Below are 25,575 nucleotides of genomic sequence, written 5' to 3'. Positions count from 1 at the left end.
GTGAACCCTTTCCTCAGGTCGTGCTCGGGGTACGGCGCTGGACCAGCACGGCGGCGACGATGATCGCGCCCTTGGCGATCTGCTGGACGTCGCTCTGCAGGTTGTTCAGGGCGAAGATGTTGGTGATGGTGGTGAAGATCAGGACGCCGAGCACCGAGCCGACGATGGTGCCGCGGCCGCCGGTGAGCAGCGTGCCGCCGATGATCGCGGCGGCGATGGCGTCGAGTTCGTAGAGGTTGCCGTTGGTGTTCTGACCCGAGCCGGACAGGATGATCAGCAGGAACGCGGCGATGCCGCAGCACAGTCCGGACAGCAGGTAGAGGTAGAGCCGCTGGCGGCGGACGTCGATCCCGGCGAGCCGGGCCGCCTCCGGGTTGCCGCCGACGGCGACCGTGCGGCGCCCGAACGTGGTGCGGTTCAGCACCAGCCAGCCGATGACCGTCACGACCGCGAACACCATGACCAGCGGCGGGATGCCGAGCACATACGCGTCGCGCTCGCCGAGGTCGAGCACCGAGGGGATGGTGACGATCTGCGTCTTGCCGTCGGTGATCTGCAGCGCCAGGCCGCGCGCGGAGGCCAGCATGGCGAGCGTCGCGATGAACGGCACCATCGCGCCGTAGGCGATCAGCACCCCGTTGACCAGCCCGCATCCCACACCGACGAGCACCGCGGTGAAGAGGATGCCGGCGAAGCCGTACTCCTGGGTGGCGACCGTGGTCGCCCACACCGAGGCCAGCGCGACGATCGCGCCGACGGACAGGTCGATGCCGCCGGAGATGATCACGAAGGTCATGCCGACGGTGACGACGCCGATCACGGACGCCTGGGTGAGGACGAGTTGCAGGTTGCGGGTGTCGAGGAACTCGTCCGGCTTGGTGATGCCGCCGATGAGGATCAGCGCGGCGAGGACGCCGAGCAGGGACAGGGTGCGCACGTCGGCGTGGGCCATCAGGCCGCGCCAGGCGGGCGCCGCACCGGACGGGGACACCTTGTCGGTGCTGTCCCGCGGCGGGGAGGCGTGCTGCGTCATGACGCCGGGCTTCCTTCCATGACGAGGTCGAGTACGCGGTGTTCGTCGAGTTCGGGCGCGGGAGCCGTGTGCACGACACGGCCCTCGCGCAGCACCAGGACCCGGTCGGCGAGCCCCAGCACCTCCGGCACTTCGCTGGAGACCAGCAGCACGCCGAGCCCTTCGTCCGCGAGCCGCCGCACGACCGCGTACAGCTCGGCGCGGGCGCCGACGTCGACGCCCCGGGTGGGTTCGTCGAGCAGCAGGACACGGCAGCCGCGCAGCAGCCAGCGGGCCAGGACGGCCTTCTGCTGGTTGCCGCCGGACAGGGTGCGCACCGGCACGGAGGGGTTGTCGGGGCGCAGGGACAGCTCGCGGGTGGCGGCGCGCGCCGCGCCGCGTTCGGCGGTCCGGTCGATCCAGCCGGCGCGTGCGAAGCGGGAGATGGACGACACGGACACGTTCCGGGTGACGGACTCCAGCATCAGCAGGGCCTGCGCCTTGCGCTCCTCGGGGGCGAGCCCCAGCCCGGCGCGTACGGCGGCCCGGACGCTGCCCGGCCTGAGCGGGCGCCCGTCGACGAGGACCTGCCCCGCGCTCGGCCGCCGCGCACCGTAGATCGTCTCCAGGATCTCGGAGCGTCCCGAGCCGACGAGTCCGGCGAGCCCCACGATCTCCCCGGGCCGCACGATCAGGTCGAGGGGCTCGAACTCGCCGTCCCGGGCGAGGCCGCGGACCTCCAGCAGCGGGTCGCCGCCGGTCGCGTCCCGCACGGGCCGCTCGGGGAAGACGTACTCGACGTTGCGTCCCGTCATCATCGCCACGACGTCACGGGTCGGGGTGGACTTCGCGGGCAGTCCGCCGGCCACCGCCCGGCCGTCCTTGAGGACGGTCACCCGGTCGCCGATGCGGCGGATCTCCTCCAGGCGGTGCGAGATGTAGACGACGGCGACGCCCTCGGCGGTGAGATCGCCGACGATCCGGAAGAGGTTGTCGACCTCGTCGGGGTCGAGGGCGGCGGACGGCTCGTCCATCACGATCAGGCGGACGTCGTGGGAGAGGGCGCGGGCCATGGAGACGATCTGCTGCTGGGCGGCCGAGAGGTCGCCGACCAGCCGGCCGGGGTCGATCTCGGGATGCCCGAGCCGCTTGAGGAGCTGGGCCGTCGAGGCCCGCGCGGTCCGGCCGCGCACGATGAAGCCGGCGGTGGTCGGCTCGTGCCCGAGGTGGACGTTCTCGGCGACCGACAGATGCTCCACCAGGTCGAGTTCCTGGTAGATGGTGGCGATGCCGAGGCGCATCGCGGCGATCGGCGAGCGGAGGGTGACCTCCTCGCCGCGCCAGCGGATGATGCCGGTGTCGGGCTGGTGGGCGCCGGCCAGGACCTTGATGAGCGTGGACTTGCCGGCGCCGTTCTGGCCGAGCAGGCAGTGCACTTCACCGGCCTGGACGTCGAGATCGACGCCGTCGAGGGCGCGGACTCCGGGGAACGACTTGGTGATGCCGTTCATGCTGAGCAGCGGTGGTTCTGGTGCCATGAGGTCCCCTTGGCGGGCATGCGGGCCGGATTCAGGGCAGGGCGGGGCAAGGCGGGGCGGAGCGAGGATGGGCGGAGCGGGACGGGGTGGTGCGGCTCTGGCGCTTCCGGTGAGGCCCGGGTGCGCCTCTGGTGAGGCTCGGGTACGGCGAGGTGGCGCGGGTGGTGCGGCTCTGTGTGGCGAGGCGGTGCGGGGGTGGTGCGGGGGTGGTGCGGCGAGGCGGTACGGGGACGTGCGGGTGGAGCCGCCGCCCGGTGGGTGACCGGGCGGGTGGTGCCGGGGCCGGCCCGGGGGCCGGCGCGTGCCTACGCGGGTGAGAACAGATGGTCGCTGATGAGGCGGGCGGCGCCGATGACTCCGGCGGTGGGGCCCAACTCGCCCAGGACGATGGGGAGATTGCCGGTCGCCAGGGGGAGCGACTGGCGGTAGACCTGGGTGCGGATGGCGGCGAGCAGCGTGTGGCCGAGACCGGTCACCCCGCCGCCGATCACCACCAGGCCGGGGTTGAAGAAGCTGACGAGTCCGGCGATGACCTGCCCGACCCGGTTGCCGCCCTCGCGGATCAGGTCGAGCGCGGTGGCGTCGCCGGCGGCGGCGGCCGCGGCCACGTCGACGGCGGTGAGGGTGCCGTTCGCCGCCAGACGGGAGGCGAGTTCCTCCGACAGCCCCTGCTCGGCCGCCTCGACGGCGTCCCGGGCGAGGGCCGCCCCGCTGAAGTGCGCCTCCAGGCAGCCCCGGTTGCCACAGGCGCAGGGGCGTCCGTCGGGCACGGCCTGGATGTGCCCGATGTCGCCCGCGCTGCCGGTGACACCGCGGTGGACGTCACCGCCCGCGACGATGCCGCAGCCGATGCCCGTGCCGATCTTGACGCAGAGGAAGTCGCCCACGGAACGGGCGACGCCCGCGTGCTGCTCCCCCATCGCCATGAGGTTCACGTCGTTGTCGACCATGACCGGGCAGCCGAGTTCCTGGCTGAGCGCCTCCCGCACGGGGAAGCCGTCCCAGCCCGGCATGATCGGCGGCGCCACGGGGACGCCCTCGGGGAATCGGACGGGGCCGGGGACGCCGATGCCGGCGCCGTCGAACCCCTCGGCGAGCCCGGACGCCTTCAACTTGGCCGCCATGGACAGGACTTGCTCGAAGACCGCGACAGGGCCCTCGCGGACGTCCATGGGCTGGTTGAGGTGTCCGAGGATCTCCAGTTCGGCGTTGGTGACGGCGACGTCGACCGAGGTCGCGCCGATGTCGACGCCGAGGAAACGCAGACCGGGGTTGAGCCGGATGTTGTGGGAGCGCCGGCCGCCGCGCGAGGCGGCGAGTCCGTCGGCCACGACGAGGTCCGTCTCCAGCAGGCGGTCCACCTCGACGGCCAGCTTGGACCGGGAGAGGTCGATCTGGTCGCCGAGCTGGGCCCGGGAGTTGGGCCCTCCGTCACGCAACAGCTTGAGCAGCCTGGCCTGGTGGGCGTTAGCGGGTCGCGCCGTCATGCGTCTCACGTGCCCCTCCCCGCCTCGTTCGGCCTGAGTGCCGGAATCCGGCCACCGCGGTGGCCTTGCTTTCGAGGGGAACGTAGCAGTGGCCGCCGGGACTGGGAAGAACTTGCGCAGAGATTGCCGCCAACTTTCTCCACTCACAGGACAAAGACGGACCCCCGTGACGACACAGGGGCCGTCACGGGGGTCCGTGAGCGTGTGCTTGCCGCAGCCGCGGATGCCGACCGCCTGGCCCGCTACCGGGCCCGCTGGTGGTACGACCGCCGGGTGTGCTCGGTGTGTTCGCGCATCAGCTGGGTCGCGCGGGCCTCGTCCCGGTCGGTGATGGCGGCGATCAGCCCGCGGTGCTCGACCCACGACTGACGGCCGCGCCGGCGGGCGATCGGCGTGTAGTACCAGCGGACCCGCCGGTCGACCTGGGCGGCGAGTTCGGCGAGGACGGCGTTCCCGGCCAGCTCCATGATCTTGGTGTGGAAGCGGGCGTTGAGCGCCACGGCGGTGTCCACCTCGTCGGCGGCGACGGCCTGCTCGCCCTGGGCGCACAGCTCCTCCAGGGCGGCGATCCCGGCGCTGTCCGCGTGGGCGGCGGCCAGCCGGGCGGCCTCGGCCTCCAGGAGCGTGCGGACGGTGAGGAGCTGGTCGGCCTCCTCCTCCGTCGGCTCGTGCACGAACGCGCCCTGCGCGGGCCGCAGATCGACCCACCCCTCGGTGTTCAGCCGCTGCAGGGCCTCGCGCACCGGCTGCCGTGACACGCCGAGGTGGCCCGCCAGTTCGCTCTCGACCAGGTGCTGGCCGGGCTGGAGGGCGCGGGTGGTGATGAGTTCGAGCAGCGCCTCGTAGACGCGGTCGCGCAGCGGGCCGGGCCGTTCGAGCTTGGGCACCGCACCCTGCGGCAGTCCTGTCGACAACATCGGTTCCCCTCCTGGGTGAACACCGGGCGACTGCGCCCCCGTGGCCGGCCGTCACCGCGAGCCCGTATGGATTGTCTTTCGTCTACAGTCTACGGCGTACGTAGGTCGGGAGAACTGAGGAGTCGGCCACATCCGGCCGCCGCTTCGGGCCCCGGACGCCACCGTCACGGGCAGCGGACGACCTGTCCCGCGTACGACAGGTTGCCGCCGAAGCCGAAGAGCAGCACCGGGTCGCCAGTGGTGATCCGCCCCTGCTCCACCAGCTTCGAGAACGCGAGCGGGATGCTCGCCGCCGAGGTGTTGCCGGACTCGGTGACATCGCGCGCGACGACCGCGTTGACGGCGCCCAGCTTCTCGGCGAGGGGTTCGATGATGCGCAGGTTGGCCTGGTGCAGGACGACACCGGCGAGGTCCTCGGGGGCGTACCCCGCGCGCTCGCAGGCGCCGCGGGCGATGGCCGGCAGCCGGGTGGTCGCCCAGCGGTAGACGCTCTGCCCCTCCTGCGCGAACCGGGCGGGCTGGCCCTCGATGCGCACCGCGTGTCCCATCTCGGGCACCGATCCCCACAGCACCGGGCCGACGCCCGGCTCGGCGGACGCCTCCACGACGGCGGCGCCCGCCCCGTCCCCGACCAGCACACAGGTCGTCCGGTCGGTCCAGTCGGTGACGTCGGACATCTTGTCGGCGCCGATGACCAGGGCGCGCGCCGAGGCGCCCGCCCGCACCGCGTGGTCGGCCGTGGCCAGCGCGTGGGTGAAGCCGGCGCAGACCACGTTGAGGTCCATCGCGGCCGGTGAGGGGATGCCGAGCCGGGCCGCCACCCGGGCGGCCATGTTCGGCGACCGGTCGACGGCGGTGGAGGTCGCGACCAGGACGAGGTCGATGTCGCCGGGCGCGAGGCCGGCCGACGCGAGCGCCTTGGCTGCGGCGTGCGCGGCGAGTTCGTCGACCGGCTCGTCGGGCCCGGCGATGTGGCGCGTGCGGATGCCGACCCGGGACGTGATCCACTCGTCACTGGTGTCGACCATGCCCGCCAGGTCCTCGTTGGTGAGGACCCGGGCGGGCTGGTAGTGGCCGACGGCGACGATGCGCGAGCCGTTCATCAGTGGTGATCCCCCTCGAACCTCGGGTAGCGGGATGCACCAGTCTGATCAGTGACTCACCGGTACGACGGCAGGTGATGCCACAGGAAACGGACGCCCGTGTTGTCGGCTTCTTGCAGACTCCGGACGTTCGCCGGACGTCCGGTCGTCCGCCGGGCACCTACCCGGTGAAGAGCTGCGTCGCCTTGCGGACGAGTTCGTAGAGCCCGTACGCGAGCGGTGCCCCCACCCACACCCAGGCGAAGGCGATCAGGGCACGCCGGGCGGGCGGGCTGGCGTCACCGGACATCGCTGGCCTCCTTCTCCTTGGGCCGCGTGGCCGGTTCATGGTGGCGGGGGTGGACGGGCCGGACGAGTTCGTTGGCGACGAAGCCGACGGCGAGCAGTCCGATCATGATGAACAGGGACAGGGTGTAGAGAGACGAGCCGTCCTTGCCCGCCTCCTCCTGCCGGTCGGCGATCCAGTTCACGATGAGGGGTCCGAGGACACCGGCCGTGGACCAGGCGGTGAGCAGCCGCCCGTGGATGGCGCCGACCTGGTAGGTGCCGAAGAGGTCCTTGAGATAGGCGGGGACGGTGGCGAAGCCGCCGCCGTAGAAGGAGAGGATGACCAGCGCGCACAGGACGAACAGCGGCTTGGAGGAGTCGCCGGCCAGCGCGATCAGGGCGTACATCAGGGCGCCGACGCCGAGGTAGACGCGGTAGATGTTCTTCCGCCCGATCAGGTCCGAGGTGGACGACCAGCCGATGCGGCCCGCCATGTTGGCGGCGGACAGCAGGGCGACGAAGCCGGCCGCGGCCGACACCGACACCGGTGTGGAGGAGTCCGCGAAGAAGTCCGTGATCATCGGCGCGGCCTTCTCCAGGATGCCGATGCCGGCGGTGACGTTCATGCAGAGCACGATCCACAGGCACCAGAACTGCGGGGTGCGCACGGCGCTGCGGGCGGAGACCTGGGGCCCGTCGAGGGCGGCGGGACCGTCACCGGCCGCCTTCACCGGACGCGGCACCCGCACGAGCAGGACGCCGAGCAGCATGAACACGGCGTACGTCAGGCCGTGCACCAGGAACGCCATGGCGATCCCGGAGCTGTCGGTGCCGAAGGACTCCAGCATCTGCGCCGACCACGGGGAGGCGATGAGGGCGCCGCCGCCGAAGCCCATGATGGCGATGCCAGTGGCCATGCCGGGCCGGTCGGGGAACCATTTGATCAGGGTGGACACCGGCGAGATGTAGCCGATGCCGAGGCCGATCCCGCCCAGGAAGCCGTAGCCGAGGACGATCAGCCAGTACTGCTCGACGGCGGCGCCGAGAGCGGCGACCAGGAAGCCGGAGGAGAAGCAGACCAGGGCGACCGTCATCGCCCAGCGGGGCCCGTTGCGCTCCACCAGCGTGCCGCCGAACGCGGCGGACAGGCCGAGCATGACGATGCCGAGCTGGAAGGGCAGCGCGCTCTGCGTGCCGCTGAGGCCGAGGGCCGACTCCAGTGGGGGTTTGAACACGCTCCAGGCGTAGGCCTGGCCGATGGACAGATGGACCGAGAGTGCGGCGGGCGGAACCAGCCAGCGGCTCCATCCCGCGGGTGCCATGGGGGGACTCATGATCCCGCACGGTAGGCACCACCTGGGTGGTTGAGAAGTCAACGGGTCGACCGTATGCGGTGAACGGTATCCGGGACGCGACGAACGGTCGGTCGGTCGCGCGCCGTCGATGACGAAGGGCGTGCGCGCACTCTTGCTGACCCCTTATCCATACTGTAGACAATATTCAGTCTACGAGTTGCCGAGCCTTCGGCACAGCCACCTCCGCGGTACTCCCTCGACCGAACGGAGCGTTCCGAAGTGAAAGTTGCAGTCCTCGGCGCCGGTGCCATCGGCGCCTACGTCGGAGCCGCGCTGCATCGCGCGGGTGCCGACGTGCACCTGATCGCCCGTGGACCGCACCTCGCGGCCATGAGGCAGCACGGGGTGCGGGTGCTCAGCCCGCGCGGCGACTTCACCGCCCGCGCCCACGCCACCGACGATCCGGCCGACGTCGGCCCGGTCGACTACGTCTTCCTGGGCCTGAAGGCCAACGCGTACGCGGCGTGCGGGCCGCTGATCGCGCCGCTGCTGCACGAGCGCACGGCGGTCGTGGCCGCCCAGAACGGCATCCCCTGGTGGTACTTCCACCGGCACGGCGGCCCCTACGACGGGCACCGCCTCGAGAGCGTGGACCCGGGCGGCGCGGTCAGTGCGGTGCTCGCGCCCGAACGGGCCGTCGGCTGCGTCGTGTACGCCGCCACCGAACTCGAAGGGCCGGGCGTCGTACGGCACTTGGAGGGCACCCGGTTCTCCGTCGGCGAGCCCGACCGCGGTCTGTCCCGGCGCTGTCTCGCCTTCAGCGAGGCCATGGTCGCCGGCGGCCTGAAGTGCCCGGTCGAAACCGACCTGCGCAACGACATCTGGCTCAAGCTGCTCGGCAACATCTCCTTCAACCCGATCAGCGCGCTCGCCCGCGCCACCATGCGGCAGATGTGCCTGCACGGCGGCACCCGCAAGGTCATCGAGATCATGATGACCGAGACGCTGGCCGTCGCCACGGCCCTGGGCTGCGAGGTCGGCGTCTCCATCGAACGGCGGCTCGCGGGCGCCGAGAAGGTCGGCGACCACCGCACCTCCACGCTCCAGGACCTGGAGCGCGGCAAACCGCTCGAACTCGACGTCCTCCTCGCGGCGGTCGTCGAACTGGCGGAGATCACCGGCGTGCAGGTGCCCACCCTGCGCACCGTGCACGCCATCTCGGACCTGCTCGCGCTGAGGAGCGCCGCATGAGCGAACGCCGTAAGAAGGACCGGGGACGCAGGAACTACACCCGGCTGACCCACCCCCTGGTGCGTGACTCCCGGGACGAGCCGTTCCGGCGGGCGACCTGGGACGAGGCCCTCGACCGGACGGCCCGGGGCATCGAGCGCAACCGCGGCGCGTTCGGCATGTTCTCCTGCGCCCGCGCCACGAACGAGATGAACTACGTGGCACAGAAGTTCGCCCGTGTCGTGATGGGCACCAACAACGTCGACTCCTGCAACCGCACCTGCCACGCGCCCAGCGTCGCGGGCCTGTCGGCGGCCTTCGGGTCGGGCGGCGGCACGTCCTCCTACGAGGAGATCGAGCACACCGACGTCATCGTGATGTGGGGCTCCAACGCCCGCTTCGCGCACCCGATCTTCTTCCAGCACGTACTGAAGGGCATCCGCAACGGCGCCCGGATGTACGCGCTCGACCCGCGCCGCACCTCCACCGCCGAGTGGGCGGAGAGCTGGCTCGGCCTGAACGTCGGCACCGACATCCCCATGGCCCACGCGATCGGCCGCGAGATCATCCACGCGGGCCTGGCCAACGAGGCGTTCATCGCCCGGGCGACGACCGGTTTCGAGGAGTACAAGGCGCTCGTCGAACCGTGGACGCTCTCCCTCGCCGAGAAGGTGACGGGCGTTCCGGCCGCCGCCATCCGGCAGGTCGCGCACGCCTACGCCCGCGCCGAACGCGCCCAGCTCTGCTGGACCCTCGGCATCACCGAGCACCACAACGGCACCGACAACGTCCGCGCCCTGATCAACCTGTCCCTGCTGACGGGCCACGTCGGCCGCTACGGCAGCGGGCTCCAGCCGCTGCGCGGGCAGAACAACGTGCAGGGCGGCGGCGACATGGGCGCCATCCCCAACCGGCTGCCCGGCTTCCAGGACATCCTCGACCCGGGCACCCGCGCGAAGTTCGAGTCCGCCTGGGACACCGTGATCCAGCCCCACTACGGCCTGAACCTCACCGAGATGTTCGAGGCGATGGAGGACGGCGACCTGCGGGCCGTCTACTGCGTCGGCGAGAACCCGGCCCAGTCCGAGGCCGACAGCGAGCAGGCCGTACGGCGGCTCCAGCAGCTGGACTTCCTCGTCGTGCAGGACATCTTCCTGACGAGGACGGCCGAGCTGGCGGACGTCGTCCTCCCCGCCACCGCCGGGTGGGCCGAGACCGAGGGCACCACCACCAACAGCGAGCGCCGCGTCCAGCGGGTGCGCCGGGCCGTCACCCCGCCCGGGGAGGCACGCGAGGACATCGACATCATCTGCGACCTCGCGGGCCGGCTCGGCCACGACTGGAAGTACGCCGACGCCGAGGCCGTGTGGAACGAGCTGCGGTCCGTGTCGCCGGACCACCACGGGATGACGTACCGGCGGCTGGAGGAGCACCAGGGCATCCAGTGGCCCTGCCCCAGCACCGACGGGCTCGAACCTCCCTATCTGCACGCCCGGTTGTGGGACGACGACCCGGCGAGGCGTGGGGCGCCGGCGCCGTTCGGGATCGTCCAGCACGATCCGCCGGTCGACCTGACCGACGAGCGGTACCCGATCCGGCTCACCACCGGGCGCCGGCTCGACTCCTACAACACCGGGGTGCAGAGCGGCAGTTTCGCCTCCCCGCTGCGGCGCGGCGAGTTCGTGGAGATCAGCCCCGAGGACGCCGAGCGGTACGGGGTCGTCGTCGGTGAGAAGGTCCAGGTGACCTCGCGGCGCGGCAGCGTCGTCGCGCCGGTGTGGGTGGACACCGCGCTGCGGCCCGGCCTGGCCTTCATGACCATGCACTTCCCCGACGAGGTGGACACCAACCAGCTGACGATCGAGGCGAACTGCCCGATCGCGGGGACGGCGGAGTTCAAGGCGTCGGCGATCCGGATCGACAAGCTCCCCGTCGCGACCATCGTGAGGTGACGCAGTGGACCTGCACTTCGGCGACAGCAAACCGACGGACGACGAACGGGCGGCCGTCGACGCCCTGCTCGGGCCGCCCGAGTCGTCCTGGGAGGGTGCGGACCGTTCCGACGCCGACCTGAGGTGGGCCCGCGGCGGCCGCGCCGCACGGGACCGCCGCGACCTGCTGCTGCCGGGGCTGCACGCGATCAACGACCGGATCGGCTGGATCAGCGAGGGCGCCCTCGACTATCTGTGCCGGCGGCTGACGGTGCCGCCCGCGGAGGCGTACGGCGTCGCCACCTTCTACGCCCTGTTCTCCGTCAGGCCGCGCCCCGCGACCGTGCTGCACGTGTGCACGGACCTGGCGTGCGCGGCGGCCGGCGCGGGCGGGCTGTGCGCCGGGATCGAGGGGCGCCTGGGCCCGGGCAGCGGCGTGAGCGTGCAGCGCAGCCCCTGCCTCGGCCTGTGCGAACGGGCCCCCGCCGCCCTCGCGGTGAGGGCCGGCGATCCGGTGCGTACGGCGGTGTCGGCGCCGGCGACCGTGGAGAAGGCCGTGCTCGCCGCGAGCGCGCCGGACTCCGCGCCCGGTGAGCCGCCCGCTGCCATGGCGGTCCCGCAGGCCGGGGACCCCTCGCTGACGCTGCTGCGGCGCGTCGGCGTCGTCGATCCGTCCTCGCTGGACGACTACCGGGTCCACGGCGGGTACACCGCGCTGCGCCGGGCCTTCGAGCTCGGCCCCGCCGGGGTGATCCGCGAGGTCACCGACTCCGGCCTGGTCGGGCGCGGCGGGGCCGCCTTCCCCACCGGCCGCAAATGGCAGGCCACGGCGTCCCAGCCCGACCATCCGCACTACCTGGTGTGCAACGCCGACGAGTCGGAGCCCGGCACCTTCAAGGACCGGGTGCTCATGGAGGGCGACCCGTACGCGCTGGTCGAGGCCATGACGATCGCCGGGTACGCGACCGGCGCCCACCGCGGCTATCTGTATCTGCGGGGCGAGTACCCGCGCGCCCTGCGCCGCCTGGAGCACGCGATCGCGCAGGCCCGGGCACGCGGCTTCCTCGGTGAGGACGTCCTCGGCCAGGGGTACGCCTTCGACATCGAGATCCGGCGGGGCGCGGGCGCCTACATCTGCGGCGAGGAGACCGCGCTGTTCAACTCCATCGAGGGCTACCGGGGCGAGCCGCGCTCCAAGCCGCCGTTCCCCGTGGAGAAGGGGCTGTTCGGCAAGCCGACGGTGGAGAACAACGTGGAGACGCTGGTCAACGTCCTGCCGATCCTGACGATGGGGGCGCCGGCGTACGCGGCCGTCGGCACGGCGCGGTCCACCGGGCCCAAGCTGTACTGCGTGTCCGGCAGCGTGGAGCGTCCCGGCGTCTACGAGCTCCCCTTCGGCGCGACCCTCGGCGAGCTGCTTCAGCTGGCGGGCGTCCGGGACGGGCTGCGGGCGGTGCTGCTCGGCGGTGCGGCGGGCGGTTTCGTCCGGGCCGACGAGATGGACATCCCGCTCACCTTCGAGGGCACGCGCGAGGCCGGCACCACGCTCGGCTCGGGGGTGGTCCTGGCCTTCGACGGCACCGTGCCGCTGCCCCGGCTGCTGCTGCGCATCGCCGAGTTCTTCCGTGACGAGTCGTGCGGGCAGTGCGTGCCCTGCCGGGTCGGGACGGTCCGGCAGGAGGAGGCGCTGCACCGGATCGCCGAGCGCACGGGCGCGGCGGCCGCCGACGACATCGCCCTGCTCCGGGAGGTCGGCCGCGCCATGCGGGACGCCTCCATCTGCGGTCTGGGGCAGACCGCGTGGAACGCCGTGGAATCCGCGATCGACCGACTGGGGGCCTACGCATGACCGCGATACCGCTGGGAGTGCCACGCCGGCTGGTGGAGTTCACCCTCGACGGGCAGGAGGCCCGGGTTCCGGAGGGCTCGACGATCCTCGACGCCTGCCGGGCCGCCGGCAAGGACATCCCGACCCTGTGCGAGGGCGACACGCTGCGGCCCAAGAACGCCTGCCGGGTGTGCGTGGTGGAGGTCGAGGGGGCGAGGACGCTGGTGCCCGCCTGCTCCCGCAAGGCCGAGGCGGGCATGGAGGTGCGCACCGGCACCGAGCGCGCCCGGCACAGCCGCAAGGTGGTCCTGGAGCTGCTCGCCTCGTCCGTGGACCTGTCGACCACACCGCGCGTCGCCGGATGGCTGAAGGAGTACGAGGCGAAACCGGACCGGTTCGGCCCGGACGCCGCCCGGCTGAACGAGGAGCCGAGGGTCGACAACGAGCTCTACGTGCGCGACTACGACAAATGCATCCTCTGCTACAAGTGCGTGGACGCCTGCGGCGACCAGTGGCAGAACACCTTCGCGATCTCCGTCGCCGGACGCGGCTTCGACGCGCGGATCGCCGTCGAGCACGACGCCCCGCTCACCGACTCGGCGTGCGTGTACTGCGGCAACTGCGTCGAGGTGTGCCCGACGGGTGCCCTGTCGTTCAAGTCGGAGTTCGACATGCGTGCGGCGGGTACCTGGGACGAGTCGGCTCAGACCGAGACGACCACCGTGTGCGCGTACTGCGGTGTGGGCTGCAACCTCACGCTCCATGTGCAGGACAATGAGATCGTGAAGGTCACCTCGCCGCACGACAACCCGGTGACCCACGGCAACCTGTGCATCAAGGGCCGCTTCGGCTACCAGCACGTCCAGAACCGGGACTGACGGGACTGATCGAGACATGGGACGAGTCACGGAACGACGCAAGGTGATCCGGATCAGGGACGGGGCGGTCTCCACCCGGCCGGACACCCTCGTCGCGGAGGAGCCGCTGGAGATCCGGCTGAACGGCAAGCCGCTCGCCATCACCATGCGCACCCCGGGCGACGACTTCGCGCTCGCCGCCGGGTTCCTGGTGAGCGAGGGCGTCCTCGCCGGGCAGGCGGACCTGCGGAACATCGTCTACTGCGCGGGCGCGACCGCCGACGGGTCCAACACGTACAACGTGGTGGACGTGCAGACCGCGCCGGACGTGACCGTCCCCGACATCACCCTCGAACGGAACGTCTACACCACCTCGTCCTGCGGGCTGTGCGGCAAGGCGAGCCTGGACGCGGTCCGTACGACGGCCCGCTGGCCCATCGCCGACACTCCCCCGGTCCGCGTCGACCCCGAGCTGCTCGCGGGCCTCCCCGACCGGCTCCGCGCGGCCCAGCGGGTCTTCGACCGGACCGGGGGTCTGCACGCGGCGGCCCTGTTCTCCGAGGAGGGCGAACTGCTCGACGTCCGCGAGGACGTGGGCCGCCACAACGCGGTCGACAAGCTCGTCGGCCGGGCCCTGCAGAACGGGGACCTGCCGCTGTCCCGGGCGATCCTGCTGGTGTCCGGGCGGGCCAGCTTCGAGCTGGCGCAGAAGGCCGTGATGGCGGGCATCCCCGTCCTCGCGGCGGTATCGGCGCCGTCGTCCCTCGCGGTCGATCTGGCCGCCGAGACCGGGCTGACCCTGGTGGGCTTCCTGCGGGGCAGCTCGATGAACGTGTACGCGGGGGACCACCGGCTCGCCCTGCGGACCGCGGCCGCCCGAGGCTGACCGGCCCCCGCGACACGGCGGCGGGGCCCCGGCCGGCGGGGAGCGCCCCCTGCGCCGTCCCCGGGGCCCCACTGTTCGTCCCACCGCCCCATGGACCGGGGAGGCCCCGGCCACTACTCGCAGGTCCCTCCCGAGCCGCGCCGCCGCGTCAACCGGCTGGAGCCGGCCGACGCGGCGGCCCAGCTCAGCCGTGGCGTGGCCCGGTACCGACCGCGGTTCGTGAAGCTGCGGCTGACCCCCGCCCGCTGACCGGGCCGGCGTCGCCGGACTCGTCCTCGGCCTCCGGGTCGTGGGAGCGGCGCTTGGCGATGACCGCGCACACCATGAGCTGCATCTGGTGGAAGAGCATCAGCGGCAGCACGGCCAGGGAGGCGTGCGCGCCGAACAGGACGCTGGCCATGGGCAGTCCGGAGGCCAGGGACTTCTTGGAGCCGGCGAACTGGATGGCGATCCGGTCCGCGCGGCCGAACCCCAGCGCCTTGGCGCCGTACCAGGTCAGCGCGAGCATCACGGCCAGCAGCACGGCCTCGACGGCGAGCAGCCCGGCCAGCCGGCCGGGGCTGACCTGGTGCCAGATGCCCTGGACCATGCCCTCGCTGAACGCGGTGTAGACGACGAGCAGGATCGAGCCGCGGTCGACGAGCCCGAGGACCTTGCGGTGCCGGGCGACGAAACCGCCGATCCAGCGGCGCAGCAGCTGTCCGGCGACGAACGGCACGAGCAGCTGGAGCACGATCTTGACCACCGAGTCGGCGGAGAAGCCGCCGCCGCTGCCGCCGAGCACGGCCGCCGCGAGCAGCGGGGTGACGACGATGCCCACCAGGGAGGAGAAGGAGCCCGCGCAGATCGCCGCCGGGACGTTGCCGCGGGCCATGGAGGTGAAGGCGATGGACGACTGGATGGTGGACGGGACCAGGGTGAGGAAGAGCAGTCCCTGGTAGAGCGGGTCGGTGAGGATCACCGGGACGAGTCCGCGGGCCGCGAGACCCAGCACCGGGAAGACCACGAAGGTGCAGGCGAGGACGGTGACGTGGAGCCGCCAGTGCTTGAGGCCGTCGAGGGCCTCACGGGTGGACAGCCGGGCGCCGTAGAGGAAGAACAGGAAGGCGATGGCGGCCGTGGAGGCGCCCGAGGCCACGTCCGCGGCCGTCCCGCGCGCCGGGAGCAGGGCGGCGATGCCGACCGTCCCGAGCAGCAGCAGGATGTACGGGTCGATCGGCATCCACCGCGGCCAGTGCAGGCGTTTCACTGTGCTCCACTACTTCGCTCGTCGCTTCGCCGTACGTCGTGTACGTCGTGTTCCCGGCACGGACGTGCCCTCTCCATCGTCCTCCGGGGCGCTGCGATCGGGAATCCGGTATACCACTCTGACTGTCATCACGATCCGCGATGACCGGCTAGGCTGGCTGCCGTGTACGACCCCTCCCAGCTGCGCACCTTCCTGGCGGTGGCGCAGACGCTGAGTTTCACGCGGGCGGCCCGCCGGCTCGGGGTGCGCCAGTCGACCGTCAGCCAGCACGTACGCCGGCTGGAGGCCGCGACGGGACGGCCGCTGTTCGTCCGGGACACGCACTCGGTGGAGCTGACCGAGGACGGCGAGGCGATGCTCGGGTTCGCGCGGCGCATCCTCGCGGTCCACGAGCAGGCGACGGCGTTCTTCACCGGGACCCGGCTGCGCGGGCGGCTGCGCTTCGGGGCGTCCGAGGACTTCGTCCTGACCCGGCTGCCGGAGATCCTGGAGGGCTTCCGCTACGAGCACCCCGAGGTCGATCTGGAGCTGACGGTCGAGCTCTCCGGGACGCTGCACGAGCAGCTGGCCGCGGGGAAGCTGGACCTGGTGCTGGCCAAGCGCCGCCCGGAGGGCCCGCGCGGCGAGCCCGTCCGGCACGACCGGCTGGTGTGGATCGGCGCGGAGCGGCTGCGGCTGGAGCCGGACCGGCCGGTGCCGCTGATCGTGTACCCGCCGCCCGGGATCAGCCGGGCGATGGCGCTGGAGGCTCTGGAGCGGCAGGGCCGGCAGTGGCGGATCGTCTGCACGAGCGGCAGCCTCAACGGCCTGATCGCGGCGGCCCGGGCCGGGCTCGGGGTGATGGCGCACTCCCGGGGCCTGATCCCGCCGGGTCTGGTGCGGGTGCCCGAACGGGCGGGTCTGCCCGAGCTGGGCGGGGTCGACTTCGTCCTGATGCACGGGCCGCGGCGGACGGCGGCCCAGTCGGCGGCGGACGCCCTGGCGGGCGCGATCCTGGCGGGCGGGGACCGGCTGCACCGGCGGTGAGCGCCGCGTGGGGGTGACAGGTTCGGGGCCGTGTGCGCTGAGGGGAGAGAGGACGGTCCGGCCGGGCACCGACTGAAGATCGACTGGGTCTTCGCCCGGTAAGCGAGTCGGTCGGATTTGGTGGAGATTACGGGCCCGGAACTTACTCAACCGTCAGTTTTGTGTCCGTCACTGTCCGATGTGAGCGCATTTTCCGTCGCTGACCTCTGCAAACCTGAGCGCCCGTCGATTTTCGGCCCCCTCCCGCCCGCATGACGGGTGGGGTAGCTTTCACGCCCTGTGCTGAGCGTCAGCCGATGCATTCGGAGCTTGGAGCGGGGTTTGCGCGAGTTCACCAACCCTCCGTTGGCGTTGGCACCGCCGGTGGGCGGCCTGGCCGACGTCGTCTTCGAGCATGCCCAGGAGGATCCCCTGTACGTGGTCCTCGGCCGCAAGGACGAGGACGGTCGGTGGCAGGACGTCACCGCCGCCGACTTCCGTGACGAGGTGCTGGCCCTCGCCAAGGGGCTGCTCGCCCGCGGCATCCGGTTCGGCGACCGGGTCGCGATCATGTCCCGCACCCGGTACGAGTGGACCCTGTTCGACTTCGCGCTGTGGACCATCGGCGCCCAGGTCGTCCCGATCTACCCGACCTCCTCGGCCGAGCAGTGCTTCTGGATGCTCTACGACGCCGAGTGCTCGGCGGCGATCGTGGAGCACGAGGACCACGCGATGACGATCGCCACCGTCATCGACCGCCTCCCCCGGCTGCACGAGATGTGGCAGCTCGACGCGGGCGCCGTGCAGGAGCTGTACGACGCGGGCGCCCACCTCGACGACGAGGTCGTGCACCGGCACCGGCAGGCGGTCACCCCCGAGTCCATCGCGACGGTCATCTACACGTCCGGCACGACGGGCCGCCCCAAGGGCTGTGTCATCTCGCACGGGAACCTGATGTACGAGGCCGACACGGTCATCGAGCGCTGGGAGCCGGTGTTCCACTCGAAGAAGGGCGACGAGGCGGCGACCCTGCTGTTCCTGCCGCTCGCGCACGTCTTCGGGCGGATGGTGGAGGTCGCCGCGATCCGCGGCAGGGTGCGGTTCGGGCACCAGCCGCAGATGCACGCGGCGGCGCTGCTGCCCGACCTCGCCGCGTTCCGGCCCACGTTCTTCCTCGCCGTGCCGTACATCTTCGAGAAGGTCTTCAACGCCGCCCGGCGCAAGGCCGAGAAGGAGGGCAAGGCCGGCGCCTTCGAGAAGGCCGTCGACGTGGCCGTGAAGTACGCGGACGCCGTCGAGGCGAAGGCGTGGGGCATCGGGCCGGGTCCGTCGGCGGGCCTGCGCGTGCAGCACCAGCTGTTCGACAAGCTCGTGTACTCCAAGATGCGCGCGGCGATGGGCGGACGCATCCGGCACGCCATGTCGGGCGGCTCGGCCATGGACCGGCGGCTCGGGCTGTTCTTCGCGGGCGCGGGCGTCCAGATCTACGAGGGCTACGGCCTCACCGAGTCCACGGCGGCCGCCACGGCCAACCCGCCCGGACGCACCCGGTACGGCACGGTGGGCCAGCCCATTCCGGGCGTCACCGTCCACATCGCCGACGACGGCGAGATCTGGCTGAACGGCGGCAACGTTTTCCTCGGCTACCTGAACAACCAGAAGGCCACCGACCAGACGCTCCACGACGGCTGGCTCGCCACCGGTGACCTGGGCACCCTCGACGAGGACGGCTACCTCACCATCACCGGCCGCAAGAAGGAGATCCTGGTGACCTCCGGCGGCAAGAGCGTCTCGCCGGGCGTCCTGGAGGAACGGGTGCGCGACCATCCGCTGGTCGCGCAGTGCATCGTCGTCGGCAACGACCGCCCGTACGTCGCCGCCCTGGTCACCCTCGACCAGGAGGCCGTCGAGCACTGGCTGACGATGCGCGGCAAGCGCCCGATGGCACCGGCGGAGCTGGTCCGCGACCCGGATCTGGAGACCGAGGTGCGGCGCGCGGTCGTCGCCGCGAACACGCTGGTCTCACAGGCCGAGTCGATCCGCACCTTCCGGATACTGGCCCAGCCGTTCACGGAGGAGCACGGGCTGCTCACCCCGTCGCTGAAGCTGAAGCGCAAGGCGATCGAGAGCGCCTACGTCAACGAGGTGGAGGCGCTGTACCAGGCGTGAGCGCCGGGTTTTTCTCCGGTCAGGAATGCGTGACGGCCCGTGATCGTTGACGATGGGAGTCCAACCTGTCGGCAACCGTAAGGATCAAGAGCTCGTGAGCAGCAAGGTCCCCCCGATCATCCTCAACAACGGCGTCGAGATGCCCCAGCTGGGCTTCGGCGTCTGGCAGGTGCCGGACGACGAGGCCGAGCGGGCGGTCGCGGCCGCGCTGGAGGCCGGGTACCGCAGCATCGACACAGCGGCGATCTACGGCAACGAAACGGGCACCGGCAAGGCCGTCGCCGCCTCAGGCGTCCCCCGTGAGGACGTCTTCGTCACCACCAAGGTATGGAACAGCGACCACGGCTACGACGCCACGCTCCGCGCCTTCGACGCGTCGCTGCAGAAGCTGGGCCTGGAGTACGTCGACCTCTACCTCATCCACTGGCCCACGCCGGCGCGCGGGACGTACGTGGACACCTACAAGGCGTTCGAGAAGCTGCTCGCCGACCAGCGGGTCCGCGCCATCGGCGTGTCCAACTTCCTCCCGGAGCACCTGGAGCGGCTGATCGAGGAGACCTCGGTCGTCCCGGCGGTCAACCAGATCGAACTGCACCCGCACCTGCAGCAGCACGCCGCGCGCGAGTTCCACGCCGAGCAGGGCATCGCCACGGAGGCGTGGTCGCCGCTCGGCTCGGGCAAGGGGCTGCTGGAGGTCCCGGCGATCGTCGCGATCGCGCAGAAGCACGGCCGGACCCCGGCCCAGGTCGTGCTGCGCTGGCATCTGCAGCTCGGCAACGTGGTGATCCCGAAGTCCGTGACGCCGTCGCGGATCAAGGAGAACATCGAGGTGTTCGACTTCAGCCTCGACGACGAGGACCTGGCCGCGATCAGCGCGCTCAACGAGGACCGGCGGCTCGGCCCCGACCCGGCCGAGTTCAACGCCGGCTGAGGCGTTCACCGCCTGAGGCTTCACCGTGGACGGCCCGGGGGCCGCTCGCCCGTCGCGAGCGGCCGCCGGGCCGTTCCGCGTCGCCCGCCGGGTCAGTTGGGCTGCCCCAGCGGCCGTACGACGACGGTGTTGACGTCCACGCCCTCGGGCTGCCGGACGGCCCACACCACCGAGTCCGCGATCTGGTCGGCGGTCAGCAGGTTCCCCGGCGGCAGGCTGCCGAGGCCGTCCCAGAACGGCGTCTCGACGCGCCCCGGCGCGACGAGCGTGACGCCGACCCCCCATTCGGTGACCTCGCGCCGGGTGTTCTCGGCGAGCCCGGTCACCGCCCACTTCGTCGCGCCGTAGAGATTGCCGGCCGTCGGCACGAACCCGGCGACACTGCCGACCAGCACGATCCGGCCGCGGCTCTCCTTGAGGGCGTCGATCGAGGCGCGGATCAGCAGGGCCGGGCCGAGGACGTTGGTCAGCACCATCTCGGGCCAGCCGGCCGGGTCTCCCTGGGCGACCGAGTCGTGCGTGGCGAAACCGGCGTTGGCGACGACCGTGTCCAGCCGGCCGAACGCCTTGAGCGTGGCGTCCACCGCGGCCTGGACGTCCTCGTAGCGGGCGGAGTCGCCCACGAGGGTCAGCAGTTGCCCGGGCCGCCCCACCTCGTCGGCGAACCGCCGCAGGCGCTCCTCGCCGCGTCCGGTGACGGCGACCCGGTGGCCGGCGTCCAGCAGCCGGCGTGCGACGGCGGCGCCGATGCCGCTGCCGCCGCCTGTGATCAGTGCGGCCGGAGAGTCGGTCATGGTGGTCCCCCTGGGAGTCGGTGCGTGGACGAGGGGGAGTCCATCACTTGAAGCGCTCTCGAAGTCAAGTCGCCTCTCGTGGATGGGACTTCATCGCGCGCGGACAGCCGTGAACACGGTCTGCGCCGCCAGTACGAACACGTCGGGGCGGTGGTGGACGCTCGCCTCGTCGCCGGGGTCGAGGAGCCGGTCGAGGGTGGCGCGGTCGTCGGCGTCCAGCCGGTCGCCCAGGACCTCGCGGGTGCGGGTGAGGGTGGCGACGGCGTACGCGCGGGCGCGGTCCGTGGTCGGGGCGGGCAGGTCCAGCAGGAAGGTGCGGGTGCCGCTGGGGCGCAGTCCGGCGGCGGCCAGCAGCGCGGTCCAGTCCTCCGTCTCGGCGACGGAACCGGGCAGCTCGGCCCGCATCCGCGCGAACCACTCCGCCTCCACCACGTCGAGGCGTACCTGGAGCCCGGGGCGCCCGAATCCGATGTCGCGCGGCAGGAACCGGGTGGGCAGACCGCCCTCCTGCAGGGCCAGGGTGCCGCCGAAGGAGAGCCGCTCGGCGAAGGCGGCCAGCGCGGCCCGCTGATCGCCGAGATGGTGCAGGCTGCGCCCCGCCCACAGCAGATCGGCCGGATAGTCCAAGTCACCCAGGACTCCGGGCAGTTCACCGGTCAGCGTGTCGAAGCGATCGGCGGCCCCGAGCCGCCCGGCCCGTTCCCGGGCCCGGTCCAGCAGGGGCCGCGAGGCGTCGACCGCGACGATGCGGGCCCCCGGGAAGGTGTCGGCCAGCAGACAGGACACGACCCCCGGCCCGCTGCCCGCGTCGACGACCAGCCCCGGCTCGGTCTGCCGCTTGGCGAGCCACGCCAGCGCGTGCTCGTACAGGGGCGTGAACAACTCGGCCTGGGCCTCCAGCCGCGGCCCCATCTCGCCCCAGTCGATCTCGGTGTGCTCGTGATGATGCGCCATGCCCTCAGCGTCCCTCGTCCACCCCCGGGAGCACGCGCGGACGCACCGGGGGCGCGCACGGCAGTGCGCGCCCCTGTCGCTCCTAGAGCTTCCACTCCCCGACCTGCTGGGCGAAGCCGGAGTCCATGGCGAAGGTGACGGTGGCCGTCTTGGACGCCTTCGGCACCTCGAACACGATCCAGCCGAGGGCCTTGGCTCCCGGCTTCAGCCGGACGTCGGAGGACATCGAAGGACCCGCGGTGATCTCGGCGATGACGGACGGGAACTGCTGGCCCTGGTCGTCGACGATCTGCGCCCCGTTGGACGGGCTGTCGGAGTAGGCCTTGGAGCCGGTGTTCACGAGCTCGAACTGCACGCCGACCCAGCGCTTGCCGGACTCGGGGGTGAAGAACTCGTCGCTGGACTTGGCGTCGTCGACGACCTTCTTCACGGTCACGTCGAGTCCGCTGCCGCTGTCCATGCCCTTGAGGGCGAGCGTGTCGCCGACCTTGGCGACGCCGGAGCCCTTGCCCTCGTCCTTGGCGTCCTCCTTCCCGCCCTTCTCCTCGTTCTTCTCTTGGCCCTTGCCGGCGGCGGACGCCTTGGTCTTCGGCTTGTCGACGATCTCGTCGTCGGCTCCGGCGCCACAGGCCGTCAGGCCGACCGCGGCGACGACGACGGCGGCCGCGGTGGCGGCGAGGCGGATGCGCGTGTGCTGGAACATGTTCTCCCCAGGATTCGGTGATACGCATGTAAACGACACGTGAAGAACCGGTATGGTTGCACTGGCCATCGAAATTTTTTCCAGCTCCGAGGCAACCGGCCCCCCGGTTCTGGCATCCGCCCCTGAGGCGCTACGGTGATCTGCCTGAACCAGGATCAACCGGGGGAAAACATGCGTACCCATGTCATCACCGCTGCCCTGCTCTGCGCCGCTCTGGGAGCGGTGACCGCATGCGGACCGGACGCCGGCACGTCGTCCGGCGCCACGCCCACGACCGCCCCGCCGACCACGGCGGCACCGGCCACGTCCGAGCCGGTGAGGGACGACAAGCCGACCGCGGCGGAGAAGGCCACCGTCCCGGACTTCGTCGGGATGGGCCTGCAGTCCGCGCAGGACAAGGCCCAGGAGCTGGGCTTCTTCGGGCTCGACTCGCACGACGCGCTCGGCCGCGACCGGATGCAGGCGTTCGACCGCAACTGGAAGGTCTGCAACCAGAACGTGAAGGCCGGCATCTCGGCGGCGACGGACACGCGACTGGACTTCGGAGCCGTCAAGCTCGACGAGACCTGCCCCGCGAAGGAGGAGAAGGCACCGTCGGCGGCCGAGGGCAAAATGCCGGACTTCCGGGGCAAGTCGGTGAAGGCGGCCCGCTCGGCGCTGGACTCCGGCACGTCGATCACGGTCGACGACGCGAGCGGCGACGGGCGTTGGGTCCTGGTGGAGTCCAACTGGCAGGTCTGCACCCAGTCACCGCGCGCCGGGACGGCCGTCGAGGGCCGTCCCGTCACCCTCACGGCCGTCAAGTTCGGCGAGAGCTGCCCCTAGGTAGTGTCACTCCGGTTTGCGGAACGCCATGAGCGTGAAGACCGGGTCCGGGCGGGGGCGGTCCTGGTCGGGGAGAGCGGAGAGGCGGGCGGCGAAGGTCTCGGAGAGGGGGGCGCCGGGTGGGAGGGTGGCGAACCAGCCGCGGCGCAGGTCGGCCACCGTGCGGCGGGGGCTGCGGCCCTGGCCGTGGCCGGTGAAGGGGGACCGCCCGGCGGGGATCAGGCCGTGGTCGTGGGCGTGGGAGCGCACCCGGTCGGCCGCGTCCATGGCCGGGCGGTGGGGGCGGGCGGCGAGGACGGCGTCGATGTCGCTGCCCACGTTGTGCGCGGCGGCCTTGTCGACGGTGGTGACGTACACCCCGCCGGGCCGCAGGACGCGGGCGCACTCGCCGACCAGGATGCGGACGTCCCCGGGGGTCGCCGCCAGGTGTAACAGCCACACACTGCTGACGGCGTCGAAGGCGCCGTCCCGGAACGGCAGCCGGCGGGCGTCGGCGAGGAGTATCGAGCCGGGCAGCCGGGCCGCGGCCCGCCGGGCCATGGCGAGGGTCAGGTCGACCCCGGTCACCGCGAGGCCCTCCGCGGCCGCGAGCCGCCGGGTGACGATGCCGGTGCCGCAGGCCACGTCGAGCAGCCGCCGGGTGCCCTCGGGGAGGAGGCCCAGCACCGCTTCGGCCGCCGCGGCGGCCCGGGCCTCACCGCCGCGCGAGGCGTCGTAGCGCTCCGCTTCCTTGTCGTAGTCGAGCACGGCCGTCACTGCGCGCCGTGGACCGGGGCCAGGGCCTCGATCCGGCGGGCGAGCGCGAAGTCCTTCTCGGTCACACCGCCGACGGTGTGGGTGTTCACGGTGAGCGACACCGTGTTGTAGCCGAGGGTGAGGTCGGAGTGGTGGTCGAGCTCCTCCTGCACCTGGGCGATGTGCACGACCATCGCGGTGGCGGCGAAGTGCGAGGCCAGCCGGTAGGACCGGGCGATGCGGTCGCCGTCCCGGGACCAGCTAGGCAGCTCGGAGAGCCGGTCCTCGATCTCCTTCTGCGACAGCGGTTCGGCAGCCATGGCCTCGCTCCTTCCAGCGCACGGGAGGGTTCGCCCTCAGCCTGCCACAGCGCGGGGGGCCCGGTCCTGGTCACCGACGCGCCCGCCTCGGCTACGGTCGTCCCATGACCACCCTCCCGTCCGGCCCGGCCGCCGGCACCGACCGGGGCGTGGGCCCCCTGCTGCGGGCCTGGCGCGAGCAGCGCCGGGTCAGCCAGCTGGACTTGGCGCTGCGCGCCGGCTCCTCGGCACGGCACATCAGCTTCGTGGAGACGGGCCGCTCCCGGCCCAGCGAGGAGATGGTGCTGCGGCTCGCCGAGCACCTGGACGTGCCGGTGCGCGAGCGCAACGCGCTGCTGCTGGCCGCCGGCTACGCCCCCCGCTACCCGGAGACCCCGCTGGACGACCCGGCCCTGGACGCGCTGCGCGCCGGCATGGAGCGCCTGATCCAGGGCTACGAGCCCTACCCGGCGCTCGTGGTGGACGCGCTGTACGACGTGCACGCGGCCAACCGGGGGGTGCTGATGCTCCTCGACGGCATCCCCGGGCATCTGCTGGAGCCCCCTCTCAACGCGATGCGGCTGACCCTGCACCCCGAGGGTCTGGCGCCGCGCATCGTCAATCTGCCCGAGTGGCGGGGGCATCTCCTCGCGCAGATGGAGCGGCAGATCGCGCTGCGCCGCTCCGAGGCGCTGCGCCGCCTCTACGAGGAGGTCGCCGCCTATCCGGTGCCCGAGGGGGTGCCGGGGGACGCGGCTGCGGAGGACCCGGTCGCGTACTTCGCGCTGCCGATGCGCATCGAGCACGAGGGGCGTGTGCTGTCGTTCACGTCCTCCATCGCCACCTTCAACACCCCGATGGACGTGACGGTCGCCGAGCTGGCCATCGAGACGCTGCTCCCGGCCGACCCGGCGACGGTCAAGTACCTTCAGTCGCTGTCCTCCTGACGGAGCCTCAGTGCCGTGTACTGCAGCGCGGCGAACCCGGCGACGACGGCCGCCTGCAGGACGGTCCACACGGCGCCCGCGGTGGTCGGCGTCAGCCACAGCGCGAGGGCGACGACGCTGAGCACCGCCCAGGCGAGGTTGGTCTCGACGACGGCCCGGACGCCGAGCGCGGCCGGGCGGGCCCGCGCCGCGAGCAGCGCCACCCCGCCCGCGTACACCGTGAGGAGGGCGCCGAGAGCGAGCAGCAGCCCCTGGCCGACGCCGAGGAGACGGCCGAGGGGGCCGGAGGCCACGAGGTAGGCGAGCCCGTTCGCGCCGGTCACCACGGCGTCCAGGGCCAGGAAGCGGCGCAGCGCGGTCTGCGGGTGGGAGGTCCGGGCGAGCGCGGTGAGCGAGGTGGCGGACATGACGAGATCACCCTCCGTCGGGTCGAGTGGCACTGCGGGGTCCGGGTCCCGGGCCGGAGTGCGCCGGCCCGGAACCTGGTGCCCCTACGGTCCCGCGCGACGCCCGGCCCGTCGATTACCTGCCGGGTCATGGCGTCCCGGCGGCCGTACCCCCGCGCCGCGCCCGCTCGTGGCAGACTGCACCCGTTGATTCCGGCGCGTGGGGA

General features: G+C 72.1%; 24 protein-coding genes. 10 read left to right on the top strand and 14 right to left on the bottom strand.

Features of this window, described 5'->3' with window-relative positions:
- Nucleotides 1-13 precede the first annotated feature (13 nt).
- The 7 genes from ACFV46_RS17285 to ACFV46_RS17255 form a co-directional block, all read right to left on the bottom strand.
- On the bottom strand, nucleotides 14-1,033 hold the full coding sequence (locus ACFV46_RS17285; RefSeq protein ID WP_361928125.1) for an ABC transporter permease: 1,020 nt from the start codon (nucleotides 1,031-1,033) through the stop codon (nucleotides 14-16).
- On the bottom strand, nucleotides 1,030-2,550 hold the full coding sequence (locus ACFV46_RS17280; protein WP_376727035.1) for a sugar ABC transporter ATP-binding protein: 1,521 nt from the start codon (nucleotides 2,548-2,550) through the stop codon (nucleotides 1,030-1,032). Before ACFV46_RS17280 ends, ACFV46_RS17285 begins: the two co-directional genes overlap by 4 nt.
- Nucleotides 2,551-2,855: 305 nt before the next feature.
- Complete coding sequence (locus ACFV46_RS17275) at nucleotides 2,856-4,037, bottom strand: ROK family protein (RefSeq protein WP_086867059.1); 1,182 nt, start codon at nucleotides 4,035-4,037, stop codon at nucleotides 2,856-2,858.
- 242 nt (nucleotides 4,038-4,279) lie between these two features.
- Nucleotides 4,280-4,954, bottom strand: a complete 675-nt coding sequence (locus ACFV46_RS17270) for a GntR family transcriptional regulator (RefSeq protein WP_361928120.1) — start codon at nucleotides 4,952-4,954, stop codon at nucleotides 4,280-4,282.
- Between the two features lie 164 nt (nucleotides 4,955-5,118).
- On the bottom strand, nucleotides 5,119-6,057 hold the full coding sequence (locus ACFV46_RS17265; RefSeq protein WP_385498760.1) for a beta-ketoacyl-ACP synthase III: 939 nt from the start codon (nucleotides 6,055-6,057) through the stop codon (nucleotides 5,119-5,121).
- A 160-nt stretch (nucleotides 6,058-6,217) separates the two neighbouring features.
- Complete coding sequence (locus ACFV46_RS17260; protein ID WP_361928115.1) at nucleotides 6,218-6,346, bottom strand: hypothetical protein; 129 nt, start codon at nucleotides 6,344-6,346, stop codon at nucleotides 6,218-6,220.
- Nucleotides 6,336-7,658 carry an OFA family MFS transporter gene (locus tag ACFV46_RS17255; RefSeq protein ID WP_376727033.1) on the bottom strand — a complete coding sequence of 441 codons (1,323 nt, stop codon included), beginning with the start codon at nucleotides 7,656-7,658 and terminating at the stop codon, nucleotides 6,336-6,338. Before ACFV46_RS17255 ends, ACFV46_RS17260 begins: the two co-directional genes overlap by 11 nt.
- Nucleotides 7,659-7,898: 240 nt before the next feature.
- On the opposite strand from ACFV46_RS17255, the gene ACFV46_RS17250 reads away from it, so the two are divergent.
- The 5 genes from ACFV46_RS17250 to fdhD are packed head-to-tail and all read left to right on the top strand — an operon-like array spanning nucleotide 7,899 to nucleotide 14,351.
- Nucleotides 7,899-8,870, top strand: a complete 972-nt coding sequence (locus ACFV46_RS17250) for a 2-dehydropantoate 2-reductase (protein ID WP_385498758.1) — start codon at nucleotides 7,899-7,901, stop codon at nucleotides 8,868-8,870.
- The gene (locus ACFV46_RS17245) at nucleotides 8,867-10,801 is read left to right on the top strand and encodes a molybdopterin oxidoreductase family protein (protein WP_376727032.1); all 1,935 of its coding nucleotides are present in this window, start codon (nucleotides 8,867-8,869) and stop codon (nucleotides 10,799-10,801) included. The genes ACFV46_RS17250 and ACFV46_RS17245 overlap by 4 nt, the downstream gene beginning before the upstream one ends.
- Nucleotides 10,802-10,805: 4 nt before the next feature.
- Nucleotides 10,806-12,629 (top strand): NADH-ubiquinone oxidoreductase-F iron-sulfur binding region domain-containing protein, encoded by a 1,824-nt coding sequence (locus ACFV46_RS17240; RefSeq protein WP_385498756.1) that lies wholly within the window; start codon nucleotides 10,806-10,808, stop codon nucleotides 12,627-12,629.
- Nucleotides 12,626-13,486 carry a 2Fe-2S iron-sulfur cluster-binding protein gene (locus tag ACFV46_RS17235; RefSeq protein ID WP_385498755.1) on the top strand — a complete coding sequence of 287 codons (861 nt, stop codon included), beginning with the start codon at nucleotides 12,626-12,628 and terminating at the stop codon, nucleotides 13,484-13,486. The genes ACFV46_RS17240 and ACFV46_RS17235 overlap by 4 nt, the downstream gene beginning before the upstream one ends.
- Before the next feature lie 16 nt (nucleotides 13,487-13,502).
- Nucleotides 13,503-14,351 (top strand): formate dehydrogenase accessory sulfurtransferase FdhD, encoded by an 849-nt coding sequence (fdhD, locus tag ACFV46_RS17230; protein WP_361928099.1) that lies wholly within the window; start codon nucleotides 13,503-13,505, stop codon nucleotides 14,349-14,351.
- A gap of 184 nt (nucleotides 14,352-14,535) precedes the next feature.
- Here fdhD and ACFV46_RS17225 read toward each other — a convergent pair whose 3' ends face one another.
- Nucleotides 14,536-15,600 (bottom strand): bile acid:sodium symporter family protein, encoded by a 1,065-nt coding sequence (locus tag ACFV46_RS17225; RefSeq protein ID WP_385498753.1) that lies wholly within the window; start codon nucleotides 15,598-15,600, stop codon nucleotides 14,536-14,538.
- A gap of 162 nt (nucleotides 15,601-15,762) precedes the next feature.
- Between ACFV46_RS17225 and ACFV46_RS17220 the strand changes: the two genes are divergently transcribed.
- From ACFV46_RS17220 to ACFV46_RS17210, 3 genes are all read left to right on the top strand, one after another.
- Entirely contained in the window at nucleotides 15,763-16,626 is an 864-nt protein-coding gene (locus tag ACFV46_RS17220; protein ID WP_376727028.1) for a LysR substrate-binding domain-containing protein, read from the top strand.
- Between the two features lie 321 nt (nucleotides 16,627-16,947).
- A complete protein-coding gene (locus ACFV46_RS17215) occupies nucleotides 16,948-18,774 on the top strand; it encodes an AMP-dependent synthetase/ligase (RefSeq protein ID WP_361928090.1) in 1,827 nt (608 codons plus the stop codon).
- A 94-nt stretch (nucleotides 18,775-18,868) separates the two neighbouring features.
- A complete protein-coding gene (locus ACFV46_RS17210; RefSeq protein ID WP_385498751.1) occupies nucleotides 18,869-19,705 on the top strand; it encodes an aldo/keto reductase in 837 nt (278 codons plus the stop codon).
- 92 nt (nucleotides 19,706-19,797) lie between these two features.
- On the opposite strand, the gene ACFV46_RS17205 is transcribed toward ACFV46_RS17210, so the two are convergent.
- From ACFV46_RS17205 to ACFV46_RS17195, 3 genes are all read right to left on the bottom strand, one after another.
- Entirely contained in the window at nucleotides 19,798-20,499 is a 702-nt protein-coding gene (locus ACFV46_RS17205) for an SDR family oxidoreductase (RefSeq protein ID WP_361928085.1), read from the bottom strand.
- Nucleotides 20,500-20,589: 90 nt separating this feature from the next.
- Complete coding sequence (locus ACFV46_RS17200; RefSeq protein WP_385498749.1) at nucleotides 20,590-21,453, bottom strand: class I SAM-dependent methyltransferase; 864 nt, start codon at nucleotides 21,451-21,453, stop codon at nucleotides 20,590-20,592.
- Between the two features lie 82 nt (nucleotides 21,454-21,535).
- Entirely contained in the window at nucleotides 21,536-22,156 is a 621-nt protein-coding gene (locus ACFV46_RS17195; protein ID WP_385498748.1) for a DUF4352 domain-containing protein, read from the bottom strand.
- A gap of 171 nt (nucleotides 22,157-22,327) precedes the next feature.
- On the opposite strand from ACFV46_RS17195, the gene ACFV46_RS17190 reads away from it, so the two are divergent.
- The gene (locus ACFV46_RS17190; RefSeq protein WP_385498747.1) at nucleotides 22,328-22,981 is read left to right on the top strand and encodes a PASTA domain-containing protein; all 654 of its coding nucleotides are present in this window, start codon (nucleotides 22,328-22,330) and stop codon (nucleotides 22,979-22,981) included.
- A gap of 6 nt (nucleotides 22,982-22,987) precedes the next feature.
- Here ACFV46_RS17190 and ACFV46_RS17185 read toward each other — a convergent pair whose 3' ends face one another.
- Nucleotides 22,988-23,728, bottom strand: a complete 741-nt coding sequence (locus ACFV46_RS17185) for a class I SAM-dependent methyltransferase (protein ID WP_385498744.1) — start codon at nucleotides 23,726-23,728, stop codon at nucleotides 22,988-22,990.
- A 5-nt stretch (nucleotides 23,729-23,733) separates the two neighbouring features.
- Nucleotides 23,734-24,036: a 4a-hydroxytetrahydrobiopterin dehydratase gene (locus ACFV46_RS17180; RefSeq protein ID WP_361928072.1), complete on the bottom strand. Its 303-nt coding sequence runs from the start codon at nucleotides 24,034-24,036 to the stop codon at nucleotides 23,734-23,736.
- Between the two features lie 104 nt (nucleotides 24,037-24,140).
- On the opposite strand from ACFV46_RS17180, the gene ACFV46_RS17175 reads away from it, so the two are divergent.
- Nucleotides 24,141-24,962 carry a helix-turn-helix domain-containing protein gene (locus tag ACFV46_RS17175; protein WP_385498743.1) on the top strand — a complete coding sequence of 274 codons (822 nt, stop codon included), beginning with the start codon at nucleotides 24,141-24,143 and terminating at the stop codon, nucleotides 24,960-24,962.
- Here ACFV46_RS17175 and ACFV46_RS17170 read toward each other — a convergent pair.
- Nucleotides 24,944-25,369 (bottom strand): hypothetical protein, encoded by a 426-nt coding sequence (locus ACFV46_RS17170; protein WP_361928066.1) that lies wholly within the window; start codon nucleotides 25,367-25,369, stop codon nucleotides 24,944-24,946. The genes ACFV46_RS17175 and ACFV46_RS17170 overlap by 19 nt on opposite strands.
- Nucleotides 25,370-25,575 lie beyond the last annotated feature (206 nt).

Source organism: Streptomyces sp. NPDC059852 (genome assembly GCF_042731455.1).
Lineage (GTDB): Bacteria > Actinomycetota > Actinomycetes > Streptomycetales > Streptomycetaceae > Streptomyces.
Note: the sequence above shows the minus strand (reverse complement) of the source record. Positions and strands in the feature narration are given on the sequence as shown.

Bases quoted from the DNA above. Each gene is read 5' to 3' on its own strand.
- ACFV46_RS17285 (WP_361928125.1), bottom strand. From the start codon at position 1,033: ATGACGCAGCACGCCTCCCCGCCGCGGGACAGCACCGACAAGGTGTCC.
- ACFV46_RS17280 (WP_376727035.1), bottom strand. From the start codon at position 2,550: ATGGCACCAGAACCACCGCTGCTCAGCATGAACGGCATCACCAAGTCG.
- ACFV46_RS17275 (WP_086867059.1), bottom strand. From the start codon at position 4,037: ATGACGGCGCGACCCGCTAACGCCCACCAGGCCAGGCTGCTCAAGCTG.
- ACFV46_RS17270 (WP_361928120.1), bottom strand. From the start codon at position 4,954: ATGTTGTCGACAGGACTGCCGCAGGGTGCGGTGCCCAAGCTCGAACGG.
- ACFV46_RS17265 (WP_385498760.1), bottom strand. From the start codon at position 6,057: ATGAACGGCTCGCGCATCGTCGCCGTCGGCCACTACCAGCCCGCCCGG.
- ACFV46_RS17260 (WP_361928115.1), bottom strand. From the start codon at position 6,346: ATGTCCGGTGACGCCAGCCCGCCCGCCCGGCGTGCCCTGATCGCCTTC.
- ACFV46_RS17255 (WP_376727033.1), bottom strand. From the start codon at position 7,658: ATGAGTCCCCCCATGGCACCCGCGGGATGGAGCCGCTGGCTGGTTCCG.
- ACFV46_RS17245 (WP_376727032.1), top strand. From the start codon at position 8,867: ATGAGCGAACGCCGTAAGAAGGACCGGGGACGCAGGAACTACACCCGG.
- ACFV46_RS17235 (WP_385498755.1), top strand. From the start codon at position 12,626: ATGACCGCGATACCGCTGGGAGTGCCACGCCGGCTGGTGGAGTTCACC.
- fdhD (WP_361928099.1), top strand. From the start codon at position 13,503: ATGGGACGAGTCACGGAACGACGCAAGGTGATCCGGATCAGGGACGGG.
- ACFV46_RS17205 (WP_361928085.1), bottom strand. From the start codon at position 20,499: ATGACCGACTCTCCGGCCGCACTGATCACAGGCGGCGGCAGCGGCATC.
- ACFV46_RS17200 (WP_385498749.1), bottom strand. From the start codon at position 21,453: ATGGCGCATCATCACGAGCACACCGAGATCGACTGGGGCGAGATGGGG.
- ACFV46_RS17195 (WP_385498748.1), bottom strand. From the start codon at position 22,156: ATGTTCCAGCACACGCGCATCCGCCTCGCCGCCACCGCGGCCGCCGTC.
- ACFV46_RS17190 (WP_385498747.1), top strand. From the start codon at position 22,328: ATGCGTACCCATGTCATCACCGCTGCCCTGCTCTGCGCCGCTCTGGGA.
- ACFV46_RS17180 (WP_361928072.1), bottom strand. From the start codon at position 24,036: ATGGCTGCCGAACCGCTGTCGCAGAAGGAGATCGAGGACCGGCTCTCC.
- ACFV46_RS17175 (WP_385498743.1), top strand. From the start codon at position 24,141: ATGACCACCCTCCCGTCCGGCCCGGCCGCCGGCACCGACCGGGGCGTG.
- ACFV46_RS17170 (WP_361928066.1), bottom strand. From the start codon at position 25,369: ATGTCCGCCACCTCGCTCACCGCGCTCGCCCGGACCTCCCACCCGCAG.